This is a genomic window from Belliella aquatica, from assembly GCF_014637795.1.
GTDB classification, from domain to species: Bacteria; Bacteroidota; Bacteroidia; order Cytophagales; family Cyclobacteriaceae; genus Belliella; species Belliella aquatica.
Map to the genome: position 1 here is coordinate 265,508 of NZ_BMFD01000001.1, position 15,060 is coordinate 280,567.

General features: G+C 34.5%; 16 protein-coding genes. 13 read left to right on the forward strand and 3 right to left on the reverse strand.

What is annotated here, in order from left to right; genetic code table 11:
- Nucleotides 1–29: 29 nt before the first annotated feature.
- The 5 genes from IEV57_RS01135 to IEV57_RS01155 all read left to right on the forward strand — a co-directional run bounded on the left by IEV57_RS01135 (nucleotide 30) and on the right by IEV57_RS01155 (nucleotide 5,905).
- Complete coding sequence (locus tag IEV57_RS01135) at nucleotides 30–3,317, forward strand: PAS domain S-box protein (protein ID WP_188438763.1); 3,288 nt, start codon at nucleotides 30–32, stop codon at nucleotides 3,315–3,317.
- A gap of 105 nt (nucleotides 3,318–3,422) precedes the next feature.
- The gene (locus tag IEV57_RS01140) at nucleotides 3,423–4,013 is read left to right on the forward strand and encodes a LemA family protein (protein WP_188438765.1); all 591 of its coding nucleotides are present in this window, start codon (nucleotides 3,423–3,425) and stop codon (nucleotides 4,011–4,013) included.
- Nucleotides 4,014–4,026: 13 nt separating this feature from the next.
- Nucleotides 4,027–4,461, forward strand: coding sequence for a TPM domain-containing protein (locus IEV57_RS01145; protein WP_188438766.1), 435 nt, complete (start codon nucleotides 4,027–4,029; stop codon nucleotides 4,459–4,461).
- A 6-nt stretch (nucleotides 4,462–4,467) separates the two neighbouring features.
- Nucleotides 4,468–5,271: a TPM domain-containing protein gene (locus tag IEV57_RS01150; RefSeq protein WP_188438768.1), complete on the forward strand. Its 804-nt coding sequence runs from the start codon at nucleotides 4,468–4,470 to the stop codon at nucleotides 5,269–5,271.
- Nucleotides 5,272–5,383: 112 nt separating this feature from the next.
- A complete protein-coding gene (locus IEV57_RS01155; protein ID WP_188438770.1) occupies nucleotides 5,384–5,905 on the forward strand; it encodes a CIA30 family protein in 522 nt (173 codons plus the stop codon).
- 97 nt (nucleotides 5,906–6,002) lie between these two features.
- Here the strand turns inward: IEV57_RS01155 and IEV57_RS01160 are convergent, their stop codons facing one another.
- Nucleotides 6,003–6,518 carry a PRC-barrel domain-containing protein gene (locus IEV57_RS01160; RefSeq protein ID WP_229744193.1) on the reverse strand — a complete coding sequence of 172 codons (516 nt, stop codon included), beginning with the start codon at nucleotides 6,516–6,518 and terminating at the stop codon, nucleotides 6,003–6,005.
- Between the two features lie 4 nt (nucleotides 6,519–6,522).
- A complete protein-coding gene (locus IEV57_RS01165; RefSeq protein WP_188438772.1) occupies nucleotides 6,523–7,146 on the reverse strand; it encodes a hypothetical protein in 624 nt (207 codons plus the stop codon).
- A 703-nt stretch (nucleotides 7,147–7,849) separates the two neighbouring features.
- Here IEV57_RS01165 and IEV57_RS01170 point away from each other — a divergent pair.
- Nucleotides 7,850–9,034, forward strand: coding sequence for a hypothetical protein (locus IEV57_RS01170; protein ID WP_188438774.1), 1,185 nt, complete (start codon nucleotides 7,850–7,852; stop codon nucleotides 9,032–9,034).
- A gap of 20 nt (nucleotides 9,035–9,054) precedes the next feature.
- Here the strand turns inward: IEV57_RS01170 and IEV57_RS01175 are convergent, their stop codons facing one another.
- The gene (locus tag IEV57_RS01175; protein ID WP_308419863.1) at nucleotides 9,055–9,519 is read right to left on the reverse strand and encodes a ComF family protein; all 465 of its coding nucleotides are present in this window, start codon (nucleotides 9,517–9,519) and stop codon (nucleotides 9,055–9,057) included.
- A gap of 313 nt (nucleotides 9,520–9,832) precedes the next feature.
- Between IEV57_RS01175 and IEV57_RS01180 the strand changes: the two genes are divergently transcribed.
- The 7 genes from IEV57_RS01180 to IEV57_RS01210 all read left to right on the forward strand — a co-directional run bounded on the left by IEV57_RS01180 (nucleotide 9,833) and on the right by IEV57_RS01210 (nucleotide 15,027).
- The gene (locus IEV57_RS01180; protein ID WP_188438778.1) at nucleotides 9,833–10,189 is read left to right on the forward strand and encodes a carboxymuconolactone decarboxylase family protein; all 357 of its coding nucleotides are present in this window, start codon (nucleotides 9,833–9,835) and stop codon (nucleotides 10,187–10,189) included.
- The gene (locus IEV57_RS01185) at nucleotides 10,182–10,544 is read left to right on the forward strand and encodes a hypothetical protein (RefSeq protein ID WP_188438781.1); all 363 of its coding nucleotides are present in this window, start codon (nucleotides 10,182–10,184) and stop codon (nucleotides 10,542–10,544) included. Before IEV57_RS01180 ends, IEV57_RS01185 begins: the two co-directional genes overlap by 8 nt.
- A 12-nt stretch (nucleotides 10,545–10,556) precedes the next feature.
- Nucleotides 10,557–11,315, forward strand: a complete 759-nt coding sequence (locus tag IEV57_RS01190; RefSeq protein WP_188438783.1) for an exodeoxyribonuclease III — start codon at nucleotides 10,557–10,559, stop codon at nucleotides 11,313–11,315.
- 44 nt (nucleotides 11,316–11,359) lie between these two features.
- Nucleotides 11,360–11,761, forward strand: coding sequence for an ATP-binding protein (locus tag IEV57_RS01195; RefSeq protein ID WP_188438785.1), 402 nt, complete (start codon nucleotides 11,360–11,362; stop codon nucleotides 11,759–11,761).
- A 1-nt stretch (nucleotide 11,762) separates the two neighbouring features.
- Nucleotides 11,763–12,188: an rRNA maturation RNase YbeY gene (gene ybeY / locus IEV57_RS01200; RefSeq protein ID WP_188438788.1), complete on the forward strand. Its 426-nt coding sequence runs from the start codon at nucleotides 11,763–11,765 to the stop codon at nucleotides 12,186–12,188.
- A gap of 75 nt (nucleotides 12,189–12,263) precedes the next feature.
- Nucleotides 12,264–14,129 (forward strand): tRNA uridine-5-carboxymethylaminomethyl(34) synthesis enzyme MnmG, encoded by a 1,866-nt coding sequence (gene mnmG / locus IEV57_RS01205; RefSeq protein WP_188438790.1) that lies wholly within the window; start codon nucleotides 12,264–12,266, stop codon nucleotides 14,127–14,129.
- Nucleotide 14,130: 1 nt separating this feature from the next.
- Nucleotides 14,131–15,027: a class I SAM-dependent methyltransferase gene (locus IEV57_RS01210; protein WP_188438792.1), complete on the forward strand. Its 897-nt coding sequence runs from the start codon at nucleotides 14,131–14,133 to the stop codon at nucleotides 15,025–15,027.
- Nucleotides 15,028–15,060: the final 33 nt, after the last annotated feature.

Here is a 15,060-nt window from a genome sequence, read left to right on the forward strand (position 1 = left end):
AAACAGGAAAATTTTAATCTAATTATAAGATGTCTGAACAACGCAGATCTAGATTTCAGAATATTCTTCTTACCCTGAAAAAATATCAAGACGGTACTTTCGAGCTTTTGTACATATCGTCAGAAATCCGTGAATTAATCAATGGAGACACAAAATTTTACAAACAGCAGTTTTTTGAAACCATTTTTCCAACACTCGAAAGACCTATTTTCGAATACCTATTCCGTGCACTTGGCAATGGAGATAAATTTACTTGTCCTATTATAATCAAGAAAGACAGCTTTCTCTGGGTTCAAATTGAAGGTTATGTAATCAGTCAAGAAGACGGGTCTTATCTAATCAATGCGCTTATATCTCCTTTTCATATACCAAGTAACATCAAATACGCGTGGCTGCTAGTAGGCGAAAATAATTACCCTTTTATCCAAAAAAACAATGATTCCAATAAATTTGATAGCTGGCAACAACTGATCAAGTCAAAATTTTCTTTTGTAGATGAAAAATCATTAAAGCGATTCGAAAAGGAAAAGGAGGATTCTTTTGTCACAATTTTCCCAAACCGATTGTATCTGACCAAAAAGACGCTCAGTGAAGGAGTGAGTTTGATCCAGTTGGAATACCACACTTCCCAGTCGGCATTAGAAAAGCAATTGGTTCAAAATATTTCAAATACACAAATAGATAACTTAGTATTTTATGAGCTTGACCGTAAGAACAACGAGTTTCATATATCTGGAGCTATCAAAAATGTTTTGGGATATGACCCTTCTTATTTTAAAGATTTCACCAAAAAAGCCTGGGAAGAATTAATTCATCATGACGACAGAGTAGTTTTTCAAAAAGGATTTAAACACTCCAATACTATCATTTATAAATTCCTTCATGCGGATGGAAATTATATTTTCTTACAAGACGAAATAAGGAGTTTCAATGAAGACAATTTAAATTCTGATATCGTTTTGGGAGTCATAGGAGACATTTCCGAATTGAAAGCGATAGAAAAAGAACTGATAGACAACAAAACTATTTTAGATGAACTTACAGGTGTAGTACCTGGGATTGTTTACATGCTCAAATCTTTTCCAGATAATACACATCAGTATATTTTTGTGAGTGAAGGGAGCAAGGAGTTAGCAGAACTAGATCCTAGTGAAATCATCCAAGACGAGAAATCATTTGAAAGATTAATCTTAAAAGAAGATCTTGAGTCTGTCTTAAATGCTGATAGAGATGCCTACACTCAGAATCAACAATTTTCATCTGAATTCAGAATCCAAACTGCTTCGGGAAAAGAAAAATGGGTATATGGAGCCTCAAACAGATTACAAAAATACCAACAAGAATCTATCTGGGCAGGAATTTTTATTGACATCACAGAAAGCAAAATAAAGGAACAGGAATCAAGGCTGAACCTCTTAAAATACAAATCGCTTTTCGATGAAAATCCGCTTGCCATTTTTCATTTTGATCAAACAGGTGAAATCATTGCCGCAAATAAGCGGTTTCTATCTAGCCTTGGTCTTGAGGAAGAGAAGCAATTAATAGGAAGAAATCTTTTTGAGTTAGTACAAAATCATCCAATATCCAAAACTTATAAGAGCACCATAGAAGATGGTGTTGGATATTATGAGGGGCCGTATATCAGCTACTTTACAAAACAACTTTTTCATATTAGAGTACGTGCAAAAGCGATTAATGAAAATAGTTTTGAAGCAATCATAGAAGACATCAATGAGCAGGAATATGTTCATAATGTACTTGCAGAGCTTACAGAACGAACTTCAAAATTTAGCGGCAATGACTTTTTTGATGCACTTACCTTATTTTTATCCGAGAAAATAGGAATGGAATATTGCTTTATTTCTGAAGTAGATGAAAAAAATGACAAAGCTTCTGTGATTTCTATTTTTAAAAATGGTAAAAAACTCAAAAATTTTCAATACGAAATCGCAAATTCTCCATGTGAAAGTTGTCTTAGATCAAACTCTCCACTGATCATCTTACAAGATGTACAGAAGCAATTCCCACTTGATGCAGATTTAGTCAAAATGAATATTTCTGCTTACATGGGGATAAGCATATTAGATATCAATGAAAACAAACTAGGCATGCTAGTATTGATGAATAGCAAGCAGATTCAAGTTGGAAATGCTTATTCGACGATACTCAAAGTTCTTTCAGATAGAATTGGTGCCGAATTAAGTCGGCTCTCTTATGAAAAAAGATTGCTTTCGTCAGAACAGTTATTTCGAAGCATCGCTGAAAATTTTCCAAAAGGAACCATTGAGGTTTTTGATAAAAACTTGATGTATGTCTATACGGATGGAAAGGAATATAGACAACAAGATATCGACCCAAGCTACTTAATCGGCACTCCTCTAATCGCTAAGTATACCCCTAAAATAGCAAAGGAAGTAACTAGTCATCTAAAAAAAGTTTTGAAGGGTGAGCAGGTCATTTTTGAATTAGTAATTGGAAATCAATATTATACGAAAAGCGGTGTTCCTTTAGTAAATAATCAGGGCCAAATAGATCGAATCCTATTAGTAACCCAAAATATCACAGAAAGCAGAAATGCCGAAGAAGAAAGAACACTTTTGATCAAAGATCTCAAGTCTCAAAATGAAGAACTCCAAAGGTTTGCATACATTATTTCTCACAACCTTAGAGCTCCAATTGTAAATATTACTTCCCTTTTGGAGCTATATAACAGTGTAGAACCCGCTGATAACGAGAACATTGAGATTATTGAAAACTTGAGAGTCTCTACAGGAATATTAAACCATACTCTTCAAGATCTAATTGATGTTGTTGCAATAAAGAAGAATAAGCTTCCCAAAATTGAAAAAGTCAATTTTGAAACCCTCAGTGGAAACATTGAAAAAAGTCTTTCAAAACAACTTGCAGAGGCTAAAACAAGTATTCATAAAGACTTTTCTAAAAAACCATATATTAACTATGTCTATTCACATTTAGAAAATTTCTTGATCAACCTCACAACTAACGCAATCAAATACAAACATCCTGATAGAAACCTTAAAATTAGCATTGAAACCTACGAAGAAGAACTATTTACGGTCATTAGATTTAAAGATAATGGAATAGGTATAGATTTAAATCGTTATGGAGATCGACTATTCGGATTGTATCAAAGGTTCCATTCGCACGTAGAAGGCAAGGGATTAGGTCTATATCTAGTAAGAGAACAAATTCGCGCCCACGATGGAAATCTTCAGGTAGAAAGTGAAGTAGGAAAAGGCACAACCTTCTATATTTACCTCAAAAACTTAATTGGCACTTCAGATGAAGGAAATTAAATAAATTATTGCATTTGAGATATATCAAAAAAATAGCTCGATTTATAAACCTCTCTCTTAAATTTACGTCAAATACCTGCATTGTTTTCAAAAAACACCAATCCTATGAAAAAAGCATTAATTCCTATTATTGTCATTGCTCTAATCGGGCTATTTGTGTACACCAAAGCAGTAGGCGTATACAATACTTTCGTACAAACCGAAGAAACCATCAATGGTGAATGGGCAGAAGTAGAAACCCAATATCAAAGAAGAGCTGACCTTATTCCTAACCTTGTCAATACTGTAAAAGGTTATGCAGACTTTGAACAACAAACATTGACAGGGGTAATCGAGGCCCGTGCCAAGGCCACTTCCATCACGCTCCAAGCCGATGACTTGACTCCTGAGAACATCGCAAAGTTCCAAGAAGCTCAAGACCAATTGAGTGGATCTCTTAGCAGACTCCTTGTAGCAGTAGAAAGATATCCTGACTTAAAAGCAAATCAGAACTTTCTTGAACTACAAGCGCAGCTAGAAGGCACAGAAAATAGAATTGCTGTGGCAAGAAGAAACTTCAATCAATCTGTACAGAGCTATAATTCAAACCTCAGAACATTCCCAAACAACATCTTCGCTGGTTGGTATGGTTTTGAGCGTAAGGGCTATTTCGAAGCTACTGCTGGTGCCGAAAATGCTCCAACTGTAGAATTTTAAATCAAAACATATCATGGCGGAAAAATTATTCAGCAAAGCAGAGAGAGAGATCATTCTGGAAGCTATCAAAGCTGCAGAAAGAGAAACCTCAGGAGAAATTCAAGTTCACATCGAAAACCACTGCAAAGGTGATGTGCTAGACCGTGCTGCTGAAGTTTTTGAAAAGCTCAAGATGCATCAGACAAAGCACCGCAATGCGGTGCTTTTCTATCTCGATGTTGTTGAACATAAATTTGCCATCCTTGGAGACGCTGGCATCAATAAAGTAGTACCTGACAACTTCTGGGAAAAAATCAAAGAAGAAATGGTCGTTCATTTCAAGGCCAACGCCTTTACTGAAGGACTTAGAAAAGGCATTGAAATGTCTGGTCAACAACTTCAGGCACACTTTCCTTATGAACAAAAAGGGGATATTAACGAACTCCCTGACGAAATATCCTTTGGATAAGACATCATGATCAAAAAACACCTTTTCATAACCTTCCTTTTATTTGCGTTTTCATTTTCAAGCTGGGGACAAGGAGATTTTCCTGAAAAACCAAACCCTCCTCGCTTGGTAAATGATTTTTCAAAAACACTTTCTGATACCGAAGTCCGACAACTTGAAAGTAAGCTCGTGGCTTACAATGACAGCACATCTTCCCAGGTCAGCATAGTTTTGATCAACTCTGTTGGTCCGTATGACATCAGTGATTATGCATTTCAGTTAGGCGAAAACTGGGGAATAGGAAGAAAAGACCTAGACAATGGCATCCTTATTTTAGCAGCAATGAAAGACCGGAAAGTCTTTATTGCGACGGGATATGGCATGGAAGGTGCTGTTCCAGATGCTTTAGCTAAGCGAATCGTAGACCAACTCATTGTACCAAACTTCCGAATGGAAGATTACTATACAGGCTTGGATAAAGCTACAGATATGATATTTAAGCTTGCTTCTGGAGAATATGAAGCGGAAAAAGTAACCTCTTCTGGAAATTCAGGAGGAGCTTTGTTGATGTTTTTATTTTTTATCTTCGTTTTCGTGATTTTACCCCTCATCAGAAACAGGAAGGACAACGACAACCACATGGGTGGCAAAGGTGGTGGGGTTGATCTTTTCACCACTATGATGTTAGCAAATATGCTCGGCGGTGGAAGTAGAGGTAAATTTGGAGACTTTTCCTCAGGTAGAGGAGGCTTTGGAGGTGGCGGAGGTGGCTCTTTCGGAGGATTCGGTGGTGGTAGCTTCGGAGGTGGCGGTGCCGGTGGAAGTTGGTAAAGTAAAAAATAACTACACAAAAATCCCATCGTTTTCCAGTCATCTAAACTATTTGATCATGAGTAGGTTATTTCAATATAGAAGTACTTACCCTAACAAATAAACTACAACGATGAAAGCATTATTTTTAACACTATTCATGATGAACAGCTTACTTATCTTTGATTTTAATTCATCTCCAGATTGGTCTTCTTGGAAAATAGAAAACGACGTGGTCATGGGAGGAAAATCCAAAAGCAAAATCTCTCGCAGTGATGCAGGTCATGCAGTTTTTACTGGAGACGTTTCATTAGATAATAATGGCGGATTTGCATCAATGCAATATCATTTTAAGCCCTTGAATATAACAGGTTACAAAAAAGCTATCATACATTTGAAAGGAGATGGAAAAGAATACCAATTTAGAATAAAAGCTAACCTTAACGAAAGAGCCTCTTACATACATACCTTTAAAACAAGTGGAGACTGGCAAACTTTAGAAATCCCACTTGACAGCATGATACCGACCTTCAGAGGAAACAAATTGAATCAGCCAAATTTCAATGCCAATCAGATTCAGGAGGTTAGGTTTATGATAGGAAATGGAAAAGCTGAAACTTTCAGATTAGAAATAGATAAAATTGAGCTAATATAATTAGTGTGACTTTTCAGATCTAAAAGATTGATTTTTTGAAAAATCCCGGGAAATGAAAATATCAATTCCCGGGATAACTTTGACTCAATTAAAAAATTCACTCCTTGTCTGATGGACTTCTAAATTCCTGACGGTCATAAAATCTGTTGTCTTTAGCTTCGTCTTCCTTGAGCTCATTTTCAGGGAAATAATGTTCGATAACAGTTAACTCATATTTACGATCTAAATCTGATCCTTTGCTAAACCTTTTTGTTTTAGCAAAGGTGTTATGTTTAATCTCATCAGTGAGGACTTTCTCATTTTCTTTATCTAACCTTACAAGTCCAATAGGAATGATGAGATGATTTTCTCCTTCTTTGTTAATAAATTCATGAGCTCCATCATTCGCAGATTTATTATAGACCTCGTGTCCGACTTCTATCAAAGATTGATCAACTTCAATATCGAGATAGACAACACGTTTAGTTTCTTTATTTGCTAACAAGCGATCTACTTTTCCTACCGTTCGACTATCGGCATCTAATACTTCCCATCCTCTGACATCGCTATCATCTGAGGCTACTTTAAAATCGGAAAGTTCATCTAGGTAATAAAGATTTTTATTTTCTGACATGATTTTAGATTTGTGGTGAATTATTATTCATTTTTTCCAGCAAATCAGCTGACTTTCTAAAGAAATTTTTAATATCTCCTTTTTGGTTTAAAGTAAGAGCTTCAAGCTCTATAGCTGACGCTGATTTTATTACTACATCAGCTTCACTTTCTAAGTTTGGAAAAGCTTTCTGCTGTATATTCTGTAAAACATTGGCCAGAATTCCTGCAGACATTCTGATAGAATTAGCATGTGTCGTATCAAAAGGATCTTTGGTGATTTTATCTGCATGTGTTTTAACTTTATCTAGATCCTTTTGAATATCATAGTCAATTTCATCTGCCAAAGCACTTGTTGCATTTGTCAATTTCAAAAGCGCTTCATTGGTAAATTCATGATCTAGTCCCATCGAATCAGGATCTTCATTGATGAAACTTACAAAGGCGAAAACAGCAGAATTATTTATTACTGCTCGTCTTACATCCGTAGATCCTCCAAATCCTTGCTCTATTCTATCATCTTGTATATCCTCGACTTTTTCACTGTCATCATTGTTCGATAACACGAGAAATAAGACAACAATTACGGCTACTGCTAAAAGTATCCATGGCCATATAGGCGTTTTCTTTTCAATTTTAATTTCTGCCATATTGGTTTGTTTTGGTTCGGAACATAAAAGTCAAGAACTATTCCATTTGGTATTTTTACAAATAATTATATAAATATTTTGTTTTTTATACTTATAAAAAATATTAAATCCTTTATTTAGGTATTTTTAAAATATAATAAAAAAATAAGGATTAATGATTTTTCAGAAAGGACACTATTAATTATATGACTTACCAATTTTTTTGCTTCTATGGTAATTTGTCTTCTTCTGAACAAAACCATTCCTATTGCAAATTCACAAAAGCAATAAAATTATTTATCTAGTTATATTTCAAGCTATAGGTATAGCTGAAAGAATAAAAAAGATATAAAAATCATAATAAGCAGACCTTCTTTAATTTTTTAACAAAAGTAAAGTTCTTCCCCAAGAAGAAAAGTTACAAAATCTAAAAAATCATTACTATTTTAAAATTGTCCCTAATCTATCTAAACAAATATTTAAGTTCATCAATATTTTTTCAATGCATGTTATTTGATTGGTAATAATACATTAAGCTCTAAAAGAAAATATGTAGTTAAATCCAAGCTAATAAAAGAATTACAGCATCATTTTAATATGAGTAAAATAGCTCTCTAAAATTTTAAACTTGAACTGAACTCAAGTATTGAAAGATGATCCTACTTAAGAATTCATTTTTTTTACATTTATTTGCAGTATTCAAATCATTTCTTTTTCGGATATAATGAAAACACATTTATTCATCATGATTCTTTTTGCATTACTTATCGGTTGTCAAAATAAAAATCCGTTAAGTTTAGAAAATAAAAACATCAACAATAAAGCTCAGATTGATAGCATTAGCGAAAATGTTGAGGTAGAAATTCACGCTAGAGTTGACACGAGTAAAAATAAAATAAAAGAAATCGCAATACTTTGGATTGAATATTTAAATTCTAATCCGGATATAGTTTCAGATAATAAATTTTGGAATACAGAAGAAAAACGTCTTTACAATGATTTTGACTTCTCTAGACAACTACTTTATCAATTTCCGTCCGAACAACTTTTAAAATATTACAAACCAAAAATACTCTCCTTGGAAAAAGAAGGTGAGAACTATGCCATTCGAACAATTTTTTCAGCAGAAGACCAAGAGCCCCAATATAGCAAATCAAACCCTTGGTGCATTACAAAACTCTATGCTGTAAAAGAGGAAAATGAATGGAAATTGAAAAATGCGCTTCCTATAATTACTGAAGATTGGAATAAAGAAAAAGTTGGTAAAATTAACTTCATCTTTCCTGCTAGTCATAAGTTTGACAGAGTATTAGCGAACAAGGCAAATGATTTCTGTAATCAGATCACCAAAGAATTTAACTTTCAAGAGTGGGAACAATTTGACTTTTATATCACTCAAAATGGTGATGATTTGGGTAAATTACTCAATTTTGATTTCTTCTTTGCTGGCTACACTACAGGAATAGGAATGTATGAAAATCGAATTCTTTTAAGTGGAATAGGATCAGAGTTCTATCCGCACGAATTTATTCATTTAATACTTCCGAAGTTTGACAGGCATCCACTTATCGAAGAAGGATTTGCCACATGGAAGGGAGGCCAAGGAGGAAAATCCTTTGAAGAAAGTGCAGAAAGACTAGCAAATGAATTAACTCAAAACTCAGAAGTGAAATTTTTGGACGTTTTAGAAAAAAAATGGGGTTGGCAAAATGCTGCATTTTATACTTCTGGAGCTATTCTATGCCAAGCAGCTTACAACAAAGGAGGTGTAGATTTGGTTAATTCTCTGTTGCAAATTGAAAATAATGAAGATCAATTAATTGAACATATTTGTAAGCTACTTGAAATCAGAGAGGAAGACTTTGATGATTTTTGGAGAGAAGAGGTATTAAAATTCACAAGTATATAGGTATAAATAGAATTAATCTATCAGAATCTACCTGCTGCAATCACCGCTAAATCCACCAATTTGGCATTTACAGCTAAAAGCACATTGGCGCAGGATGTCAAGGTTGCTCCAGTAGTCATCACATCATCCACCAACAGAATATTTTTTCCTTCCATCTCGATCTCACTATTTGCCGAGAAAACTTCTGAAACGTTCATGATTCGCTCTATTCTTGATTTTTTAGTCTGCGTCTCCGTAAATTGTGTTCTAATCAAACCCTGAACCATCGGAATTTCTAATACTTCTGCTATTCCTCTAGCAAATTGTTCACTTTGATTGTAGCCCCTCCTTCTTTGCTTTTCAGGATGAAGAGGCACGGGCACCACCATATCCCAATGGGACGCGAAACCATTTCTTTTAAGCAAATGCCCGTAGATTGTCCCCAACTCGACACCAACCTCAGGTTTATTTTTATACTTCAGTTGATGTAGCAATTTTTGGCTCATTCCATGTTTAGTAAACCTTAAAAAAGACATCACCAAATTAGGTTTCGTCAATCCCATCACTTTGATTACTAGATCATTATTTTGTGGATGGAGATGATAATTAGTAATTGGCAACGAGCCTATGCAAACTTTACATAGTTGATTCTCGAAGTCAAAAAGGCTTCTCTTACAGACACAGCAGGTTTTAGGAAAAACCAAAGCCAAAAAATCTTCAAAAAAAGTGAAACGCATATCCAAAAAGGCTTGTTAGAACTGAATGACAGCAAAATACCTGTTATATTTGCTGGTTATATAAATACTTATCTAAAAGTTAATGAATTTAATAGAAGAATTCAACGATTACAGAAGTCGAATGAATGAAAAAATCATGTCGGCTGATAATAAAGTCATGAAACGTTTCTTTAACCTTGATACCAACGCCTATTCAGAGGGCGCTGTAGATGTCAAGACAAAAGAAATGATTGGCCTAGCTTGTTCTATGGTGCTCCGCTGCGATGACTGTATCAAGTACCACCTTGGAAAGTCCTATGAAGCAGGTTTAAGCAAAGAAGAAGTTTTTGAAGTATTTTCAATCGCTACTCTGATTGGTGGATCAATAGTAATCCCACATTTGAGAAGAGCAGCAGAATATTGGGAACTCTTAGAAGAAGAAGGAAATAAGCATGTTTAAAAAAGATCTCGATCTTGAAAAGCGTTGGTCAAAACTCCTTGTTGGTCTTCAGGAGTTAGTAGGAAAAAAACCTACTGACCTCAATGGCGTTTTGTTTTTAATAGGTGTTCAGGAATTAGGACAGGGAAACAAGACATTTACAAAAGAACAGAAACAAGACCTGATGCATATTGCCATTTGTAAAGTCCTCAGCTTAGCAGGATTTTATGAATTAGATTATATAGATCAAGACGGTTGGCCACATTGGAAACTTATTGGCAAATTGCCTCATTTTGATGTATTGGAACAAGAAAAACTTCTAAAACTCAATGTATTGGAATATTTTGAACAAGAATTTGAAATCGAGATTAAATAAAATCTAATTTGAATGAAAATCGTATCCTATAATGTCAATGGAATAAGAGCAGCTTTAAATAAAGGTTTTGCAGAATGGCTAAAAGCAACAAATCCTGATATCATCGGATTGCAAGAGGTCAAAGCACTCGAAAACCAAATTGACAAAAGCGTATTTGAAGATTTAGGATATCATATCAATTGGTTTCCCGCTGTCAAAAAAGGATATAGTGGAACAGCTATACTTTCTAAACAGAAACCAAATCATGTAGAATATGGAATGGGTTTACAGGCTTATGACGATGAAGGGAGGATGATTAGAGCAGATTTCGATGATTTTTCATTTATTTCAGCTTACTTTCCATCAGGAACCACTGGAGATGTTCGACAAGATTTCAAATATCAATTCTTGGATGACATTTATGGATACTCACAGGATTTAAGTAAAAAAATCCCTAATTTGATCATCAGTGGGGATTATAATATCTGTCATAAACCAATAGATATTCATAATCCTATTTCAAACAAGAATTCTTCAGGGTTCTTGCCTGAAGAAAGAGCATGGATGGATAAATTCACAGAAAATGGATTTGTAGACACGTTCAGACTACATAATCCCGAACCACATCAATATACCTGGTGGAGTTACCGCGCAGGAGCGAGGGGAAAGAATTTAGGTTGGCGGATTGACTATCATATGGCCACACCTTCGATTGCAGAGAAAGTAAAAAGAGCTCTTATCTTGCCAGAGGCATATCATTCAGATCACTGTCCTATTTTAATAGAGCTTTAACTGATTATAATTTATTAAAATATTATTTATACAACAATAGCTTCATGAAATCTATAAAAATTTCAATCCCTTCTCTAATTGAGAATATTAAAATCATAGAGAGCTTCATTGATAATGCCAAAGAGAAATATCATATTGATGATGATATCTATGGAAATATCATGATTTCTGTGACAGAATGTGTGAGTAACGCAATTCTACACGGAAACAAAGGGGATGCCACCAAAATTGTAGATTTGGAACTTCACTTTGATGAACAGGAAATAAAATTCATCATCAAAGATGAAGGAAGCGGATTCGAAATTGAAGCTCTAAAAGATCCAACATCTCCAGAAAATTTAGAAAAAACAGGAGGAAGGGGAATATTTCTCATGAAGCACTTAGCAGACGATGTCAGTTTTGAGGAGGAAGGTAGAAAAACTATTTTAAAATTTTATATGTATTAAAATGGCAATTCAATTCTTTGATGAAGATTCAGGCTTCAAATTGAAAGATAAAAACCTTCACAAAAAGTGGCTAAAAGAAATAGCAACAAAAGAAGGTTACCAAATCGGAGAACTGACTTACATATTTTGTACAGACGAATACCTATTCAATATCAATGTAGAATATCTCAATCATGATACTTATACAGACATCATCACTTTTGATAACTCAGAAGATGAAGAAATGATAGAAGGGGATATATTCATCAGTATAGACAGAGTAAAAGAAAATGCCATAAAAGAAGATATAGAATTCTACAAAGAACTTCATCGAGTAATGAGCCATGGTGTTTTGCACTTGATGGGATACAAAGACAAAAGCAAAGAAGATATTAAATTGATGAGAGAAATGGAAGATCAATCCATTTCTCTTTATGAAAATATATAAACGTTCCACGTGAAACACATAGAGTTTTAGAATTAAGGCTCCCAACTGTTTCACGTGGAACATCAAATACAAATTATGTTTCCACAATACGATGTAATAGTAGTAGGGGCGGGGCATGCAGGTTGTGAAGCTGCACATGCTGCTGCAAAGATGGGTTCTAAGGTACTTCTGTGTACCATGAACATGAACACTATTGCCCAAATGTCATGTAATCCTGCTATGGGAGGAGTTGCTAAAGGACAAATAGTAAGAGAGATTGATGCACTTGGTGGAATGTCAGGGATTATCTCTGACAAATCAATGATACAATTTAGAATGCTAAATAGGTCAAAAGGTCCGGCTATGTGGTCTCCTCGAACACAGAATGACCGCATGAGATTTGCTGAAGAGTGGCGATTAGCTCTAGAAAATACACCAAATGTGGATTTTTGGCAAGAAATGATCACAGGCCTTATTGTGAAAGATAAGAGAATAACCGGTGTAAGAACGAGCATAGGATTAGAAATACCAGCTAAATCGGTGGTACTAACCAATGGAACATTCTTAAATGGATTGATCCACATAGGTGAAAAACAGTTTGGTGGTGGAAGAACCGGAGAGGGAGCAGCTAAAGGCATAACAGAACAACTGGTTCAATTAGGCTTTGAAGCAGGTAGAATGAAAACTGGAACACCTCCAAGAGTAGATGGAAGATCTCTCGATTACACCAAAATGGAGATACAATATGGTGATGAAAACCCAGAGAAATTCTCTTATTCTGACGAAACAAAACCGCTAACAAAACAACATACCTGCTGGATTACCTATACAAATAAAGAAGTACATAATACTCTTGAGACAGGTTTCAATAGATCTCCTATGTTCAATGGTCGAATTCAAGGCCTTGGGCCAAGATATTGCCCGTCAATAGAAGATAAGATTAATAGATTTGCAGAAAGAGAGAGGCATCAAATATTTGTTGAACCTGAAGGCTGGAATACTGTAGAAATGTATGTCAACGGTTTTTCTACATCACTACCCGAAGACGTTCAATATGAAGCAATGCGCAAAATACCAGGATTTGAAAACGCTAAAATGTTCCGTCCTGGCTATGCAATTGAATATGACTTCTTCCCACCTACACAGTTAAAATTAACGCTAGAAACTCAATTAATTGAGAACCTCTATTTCGCAGGACAGATAAATGGTACTACCGGTTATGAAGAAGCAGCATCACAAGGACTTGTTGCTGGAATCAATGCTTCATTAAAAGTAGAAGAAAAAGATCCATTCCTATTAAAAAGATCTGATGCATATATAGGTGTTTTAATTGATGATTTAATTAATAAAGGCACAGAAGAACCTTACCGAATGTTTACTTCTAGAGCTGAGTTTAGACTTCTCTTAAGACAAGATAATGCTGATTTAAGGTTAACAGAACTTGGTCATAGAATAGGATTAGCTGATGATTTGAGACTTGAAAAAATGATGGACAAGAAATCAGATACTCAAAAACTAGTCAATGATCTAAAACAGAAAAAATTATCTCCTGAAATAATCAATGAAGGTTTAGAAAATTTAGATACTGCAACGATAAAAGAAAAAGTCACTATCGATAAATTGCTTAAAAGACCGCAATTAGGTCTTAAAGATATCATGGAATTTGACCCTGAATTCAAGCAATATCTATCAAAATACAGCAAAGAAGTATTAGAACAAGCAGAGATTCAAATAAAATATGAAAGCTATATAGAAAAAGAATCACAAATGGTAGAAAAACTCTCCAATATGGAGAATTACAAAATACCGTTAACTTTCGATTATTTAGGAATCACCGCACTATCAGCAGAAGGAAAACAAAAACTGAATAAAGTAAAACCAGAAACACTTGGTCAAGCATCAAGAATAAGCGGTGTTTCCCCTGCGGATTTATCAATCTTAACCGTCTATTTAGGAAGATAACATGAATAAAAGATTAACCAAATGCCCACTTTGTAAAAGTGGGCTTTTTCTTAATCATTTCGATGCTAAAGATCATTCTGTTAGTAAGGAAACTTTTCGTCTGTGTAAATGCAGTCAATGTAACTTGATTTTTACCAATCCAAGACCAAGTAAAGAATCCATAGGAAAATACTATGAATTTGAGGACTATATCTCGCATCAAGACAAATCAACTAACATTACGAATACCCTTTATAAACAAGTCAGGAAAATAACTTTAAAAAGTAAAATTAACCTACTAAAACAGTATAGTCCCAAAGAAAGTCAGGTATTAGACTATGGCTGTGGGACAGGATATTTCCTTCGGGAAGCTAAAAATAATGGTTTCTCAACCTCAGGTATAGAACCCAATGACCAAGCTAGAAAAATAGGACAATCTTTTGGACTAGATATTTCTACCAATCTTGATGAATTAGCGCCATCTAAAAAGTACAATACTATTACTTTATTTCACGTTCTAGAACATGTGCATGGTTTAAGAAGAACGATCAAAAGACTATCTAAACACTTAACAAAAGACGGCACATTTATCATAGCCCTACCCAATATTGATTCCTGGGATTCCCAACATTATCGTAATCATTGGGCAGCACTTGATGTCCCTAGGCATCTCTATCATTTCAATCAAAAAAGTATGTCATACTTAGCAAAGGAAATGAACCTATTGATCATTGATAAAAAGCCAATGCCGTTCGACAGCTATTATGTATCCATCCTATCAGAGAAACATATCTATCCGCAACAAAATATTATTAAAACATACTTAAAGGCCATGAAAAATGGGATAATATCGAATAATTGGGCCAAATCAAATGAAAATAATTACTCAAGTATATTATATATTTTAAAGAAGAAATGAAATTAATAATTAAAATATTATCCATTTTTATAA

Bases quoted from the DNA above. Each gene is read 5' to 3' on its own strand.
- IEV57_RS01165 (WP_188438772.1), bottom strand. From the start codon at position 7,146: ATGGCAGAAATTAAAATTGAAAAGAAAACGCCTATATGGCCATGGATA.
- IEV57_RS01135 (WP_188438763.1), top strand. From the start codon at position 30: ATGTCTGAACAACGCAGATCTAGATTTCAGAATATTCTTCTTACCCTG.
- mnmG (WP_188438790.1), top strand. From the start codon at position 12,264: ATGTTTCCACAATACGATGTAATAGTAGTAGGGGCGGGGCATGCAGGT.
- IEV57_RS01195 (WP_188438785.1), top strand. From the start codon at position 11,360: ATGAAATCTATAAAAATTTCAATCCCTTCTCTAATTGAGAATATTAAA.
- IEV57_RS01140 (WP_188438765.1), top strand. From the start codon at position 3,423: ATGAAAAAAGCATTAATTCCTATTATTGTCATTGCTCTAATCGGGCTA.
- IEV57_RS01190 (WP_188438783.1), top strand. From the start codon at position 10,557: ATGAAAATCGTATCCTATAATGTCAATGGAATAAGAGCAGCTTTAAAT.
- IEV57_RS01185 (WP_188438781.1), top strand. From the start codon at position 10,182: ATGTTTAAAAAAGATCTCGATCTTGAAAAGCGTTGGTCAAAACTCCTT.
- IEV57_RS01160 (WP_229744193.1), bottom strand. From the start codon at position 6,518: ATGTCAGAAAATAAAAATCTTTATTACCTAGATGAACTTTCCGATTTT.
- IEV57_RS01175 (WP_308419863.1), bottom strand. From the start codon at position 9,519: ATGAGCCAAAAATTGCTACATCAACTGAAGTATAAAAATAAACCTGAG.
- IEV57_RS01145 (WP_188438766.1), top strand. From the start codon at position 4,027: ATGGCGGAAAAATTATTCAGCAAAGCAGAGAGAGAGATCATTCTGGAA.
- IEV57_RS01170 (WP_188438774.1), top strand. From the start codon at position 7,850: ATGAAAACACATTTATTCATCATGATTCTTTTTGCATTACTTATCGGT.
- IEV57_RS01180 (WP_188438778.1), top strand. From the start codon at position 9,833: ATGAATTTAATAGAAGAATTCAACGATTACAGAAGTCGAATGAATGAA.
- ybeY (WP_188438788.1), top strand. From the start codon at position 11,763: ATGGCAATTCAATTCTTTGATGAAGATTCAGGCTTCAAATTGAAAGAT.
- IEV57_RS01210 (WP_188438792.1), top strand. From the start codon at position 14,131: ATGAATAAAAGATTAACCAAATGCCCACTTTGTAAAAGTGGGCTTTTT.
- IEV57_RS01155 (WP_188438770.1), top strand. From the start codon at position 5,384: ATGAAAGCATTATTTTTAACACTATTCATGATGAACAGCTTACTTATC.
- IEV57_RS01150 (WP_188438768.1), top strand. From the start codon at position 4,468: ATGATCAAAAAACACCTTTTCATAACCTTCCTTTTATTTGCGTTTTCA.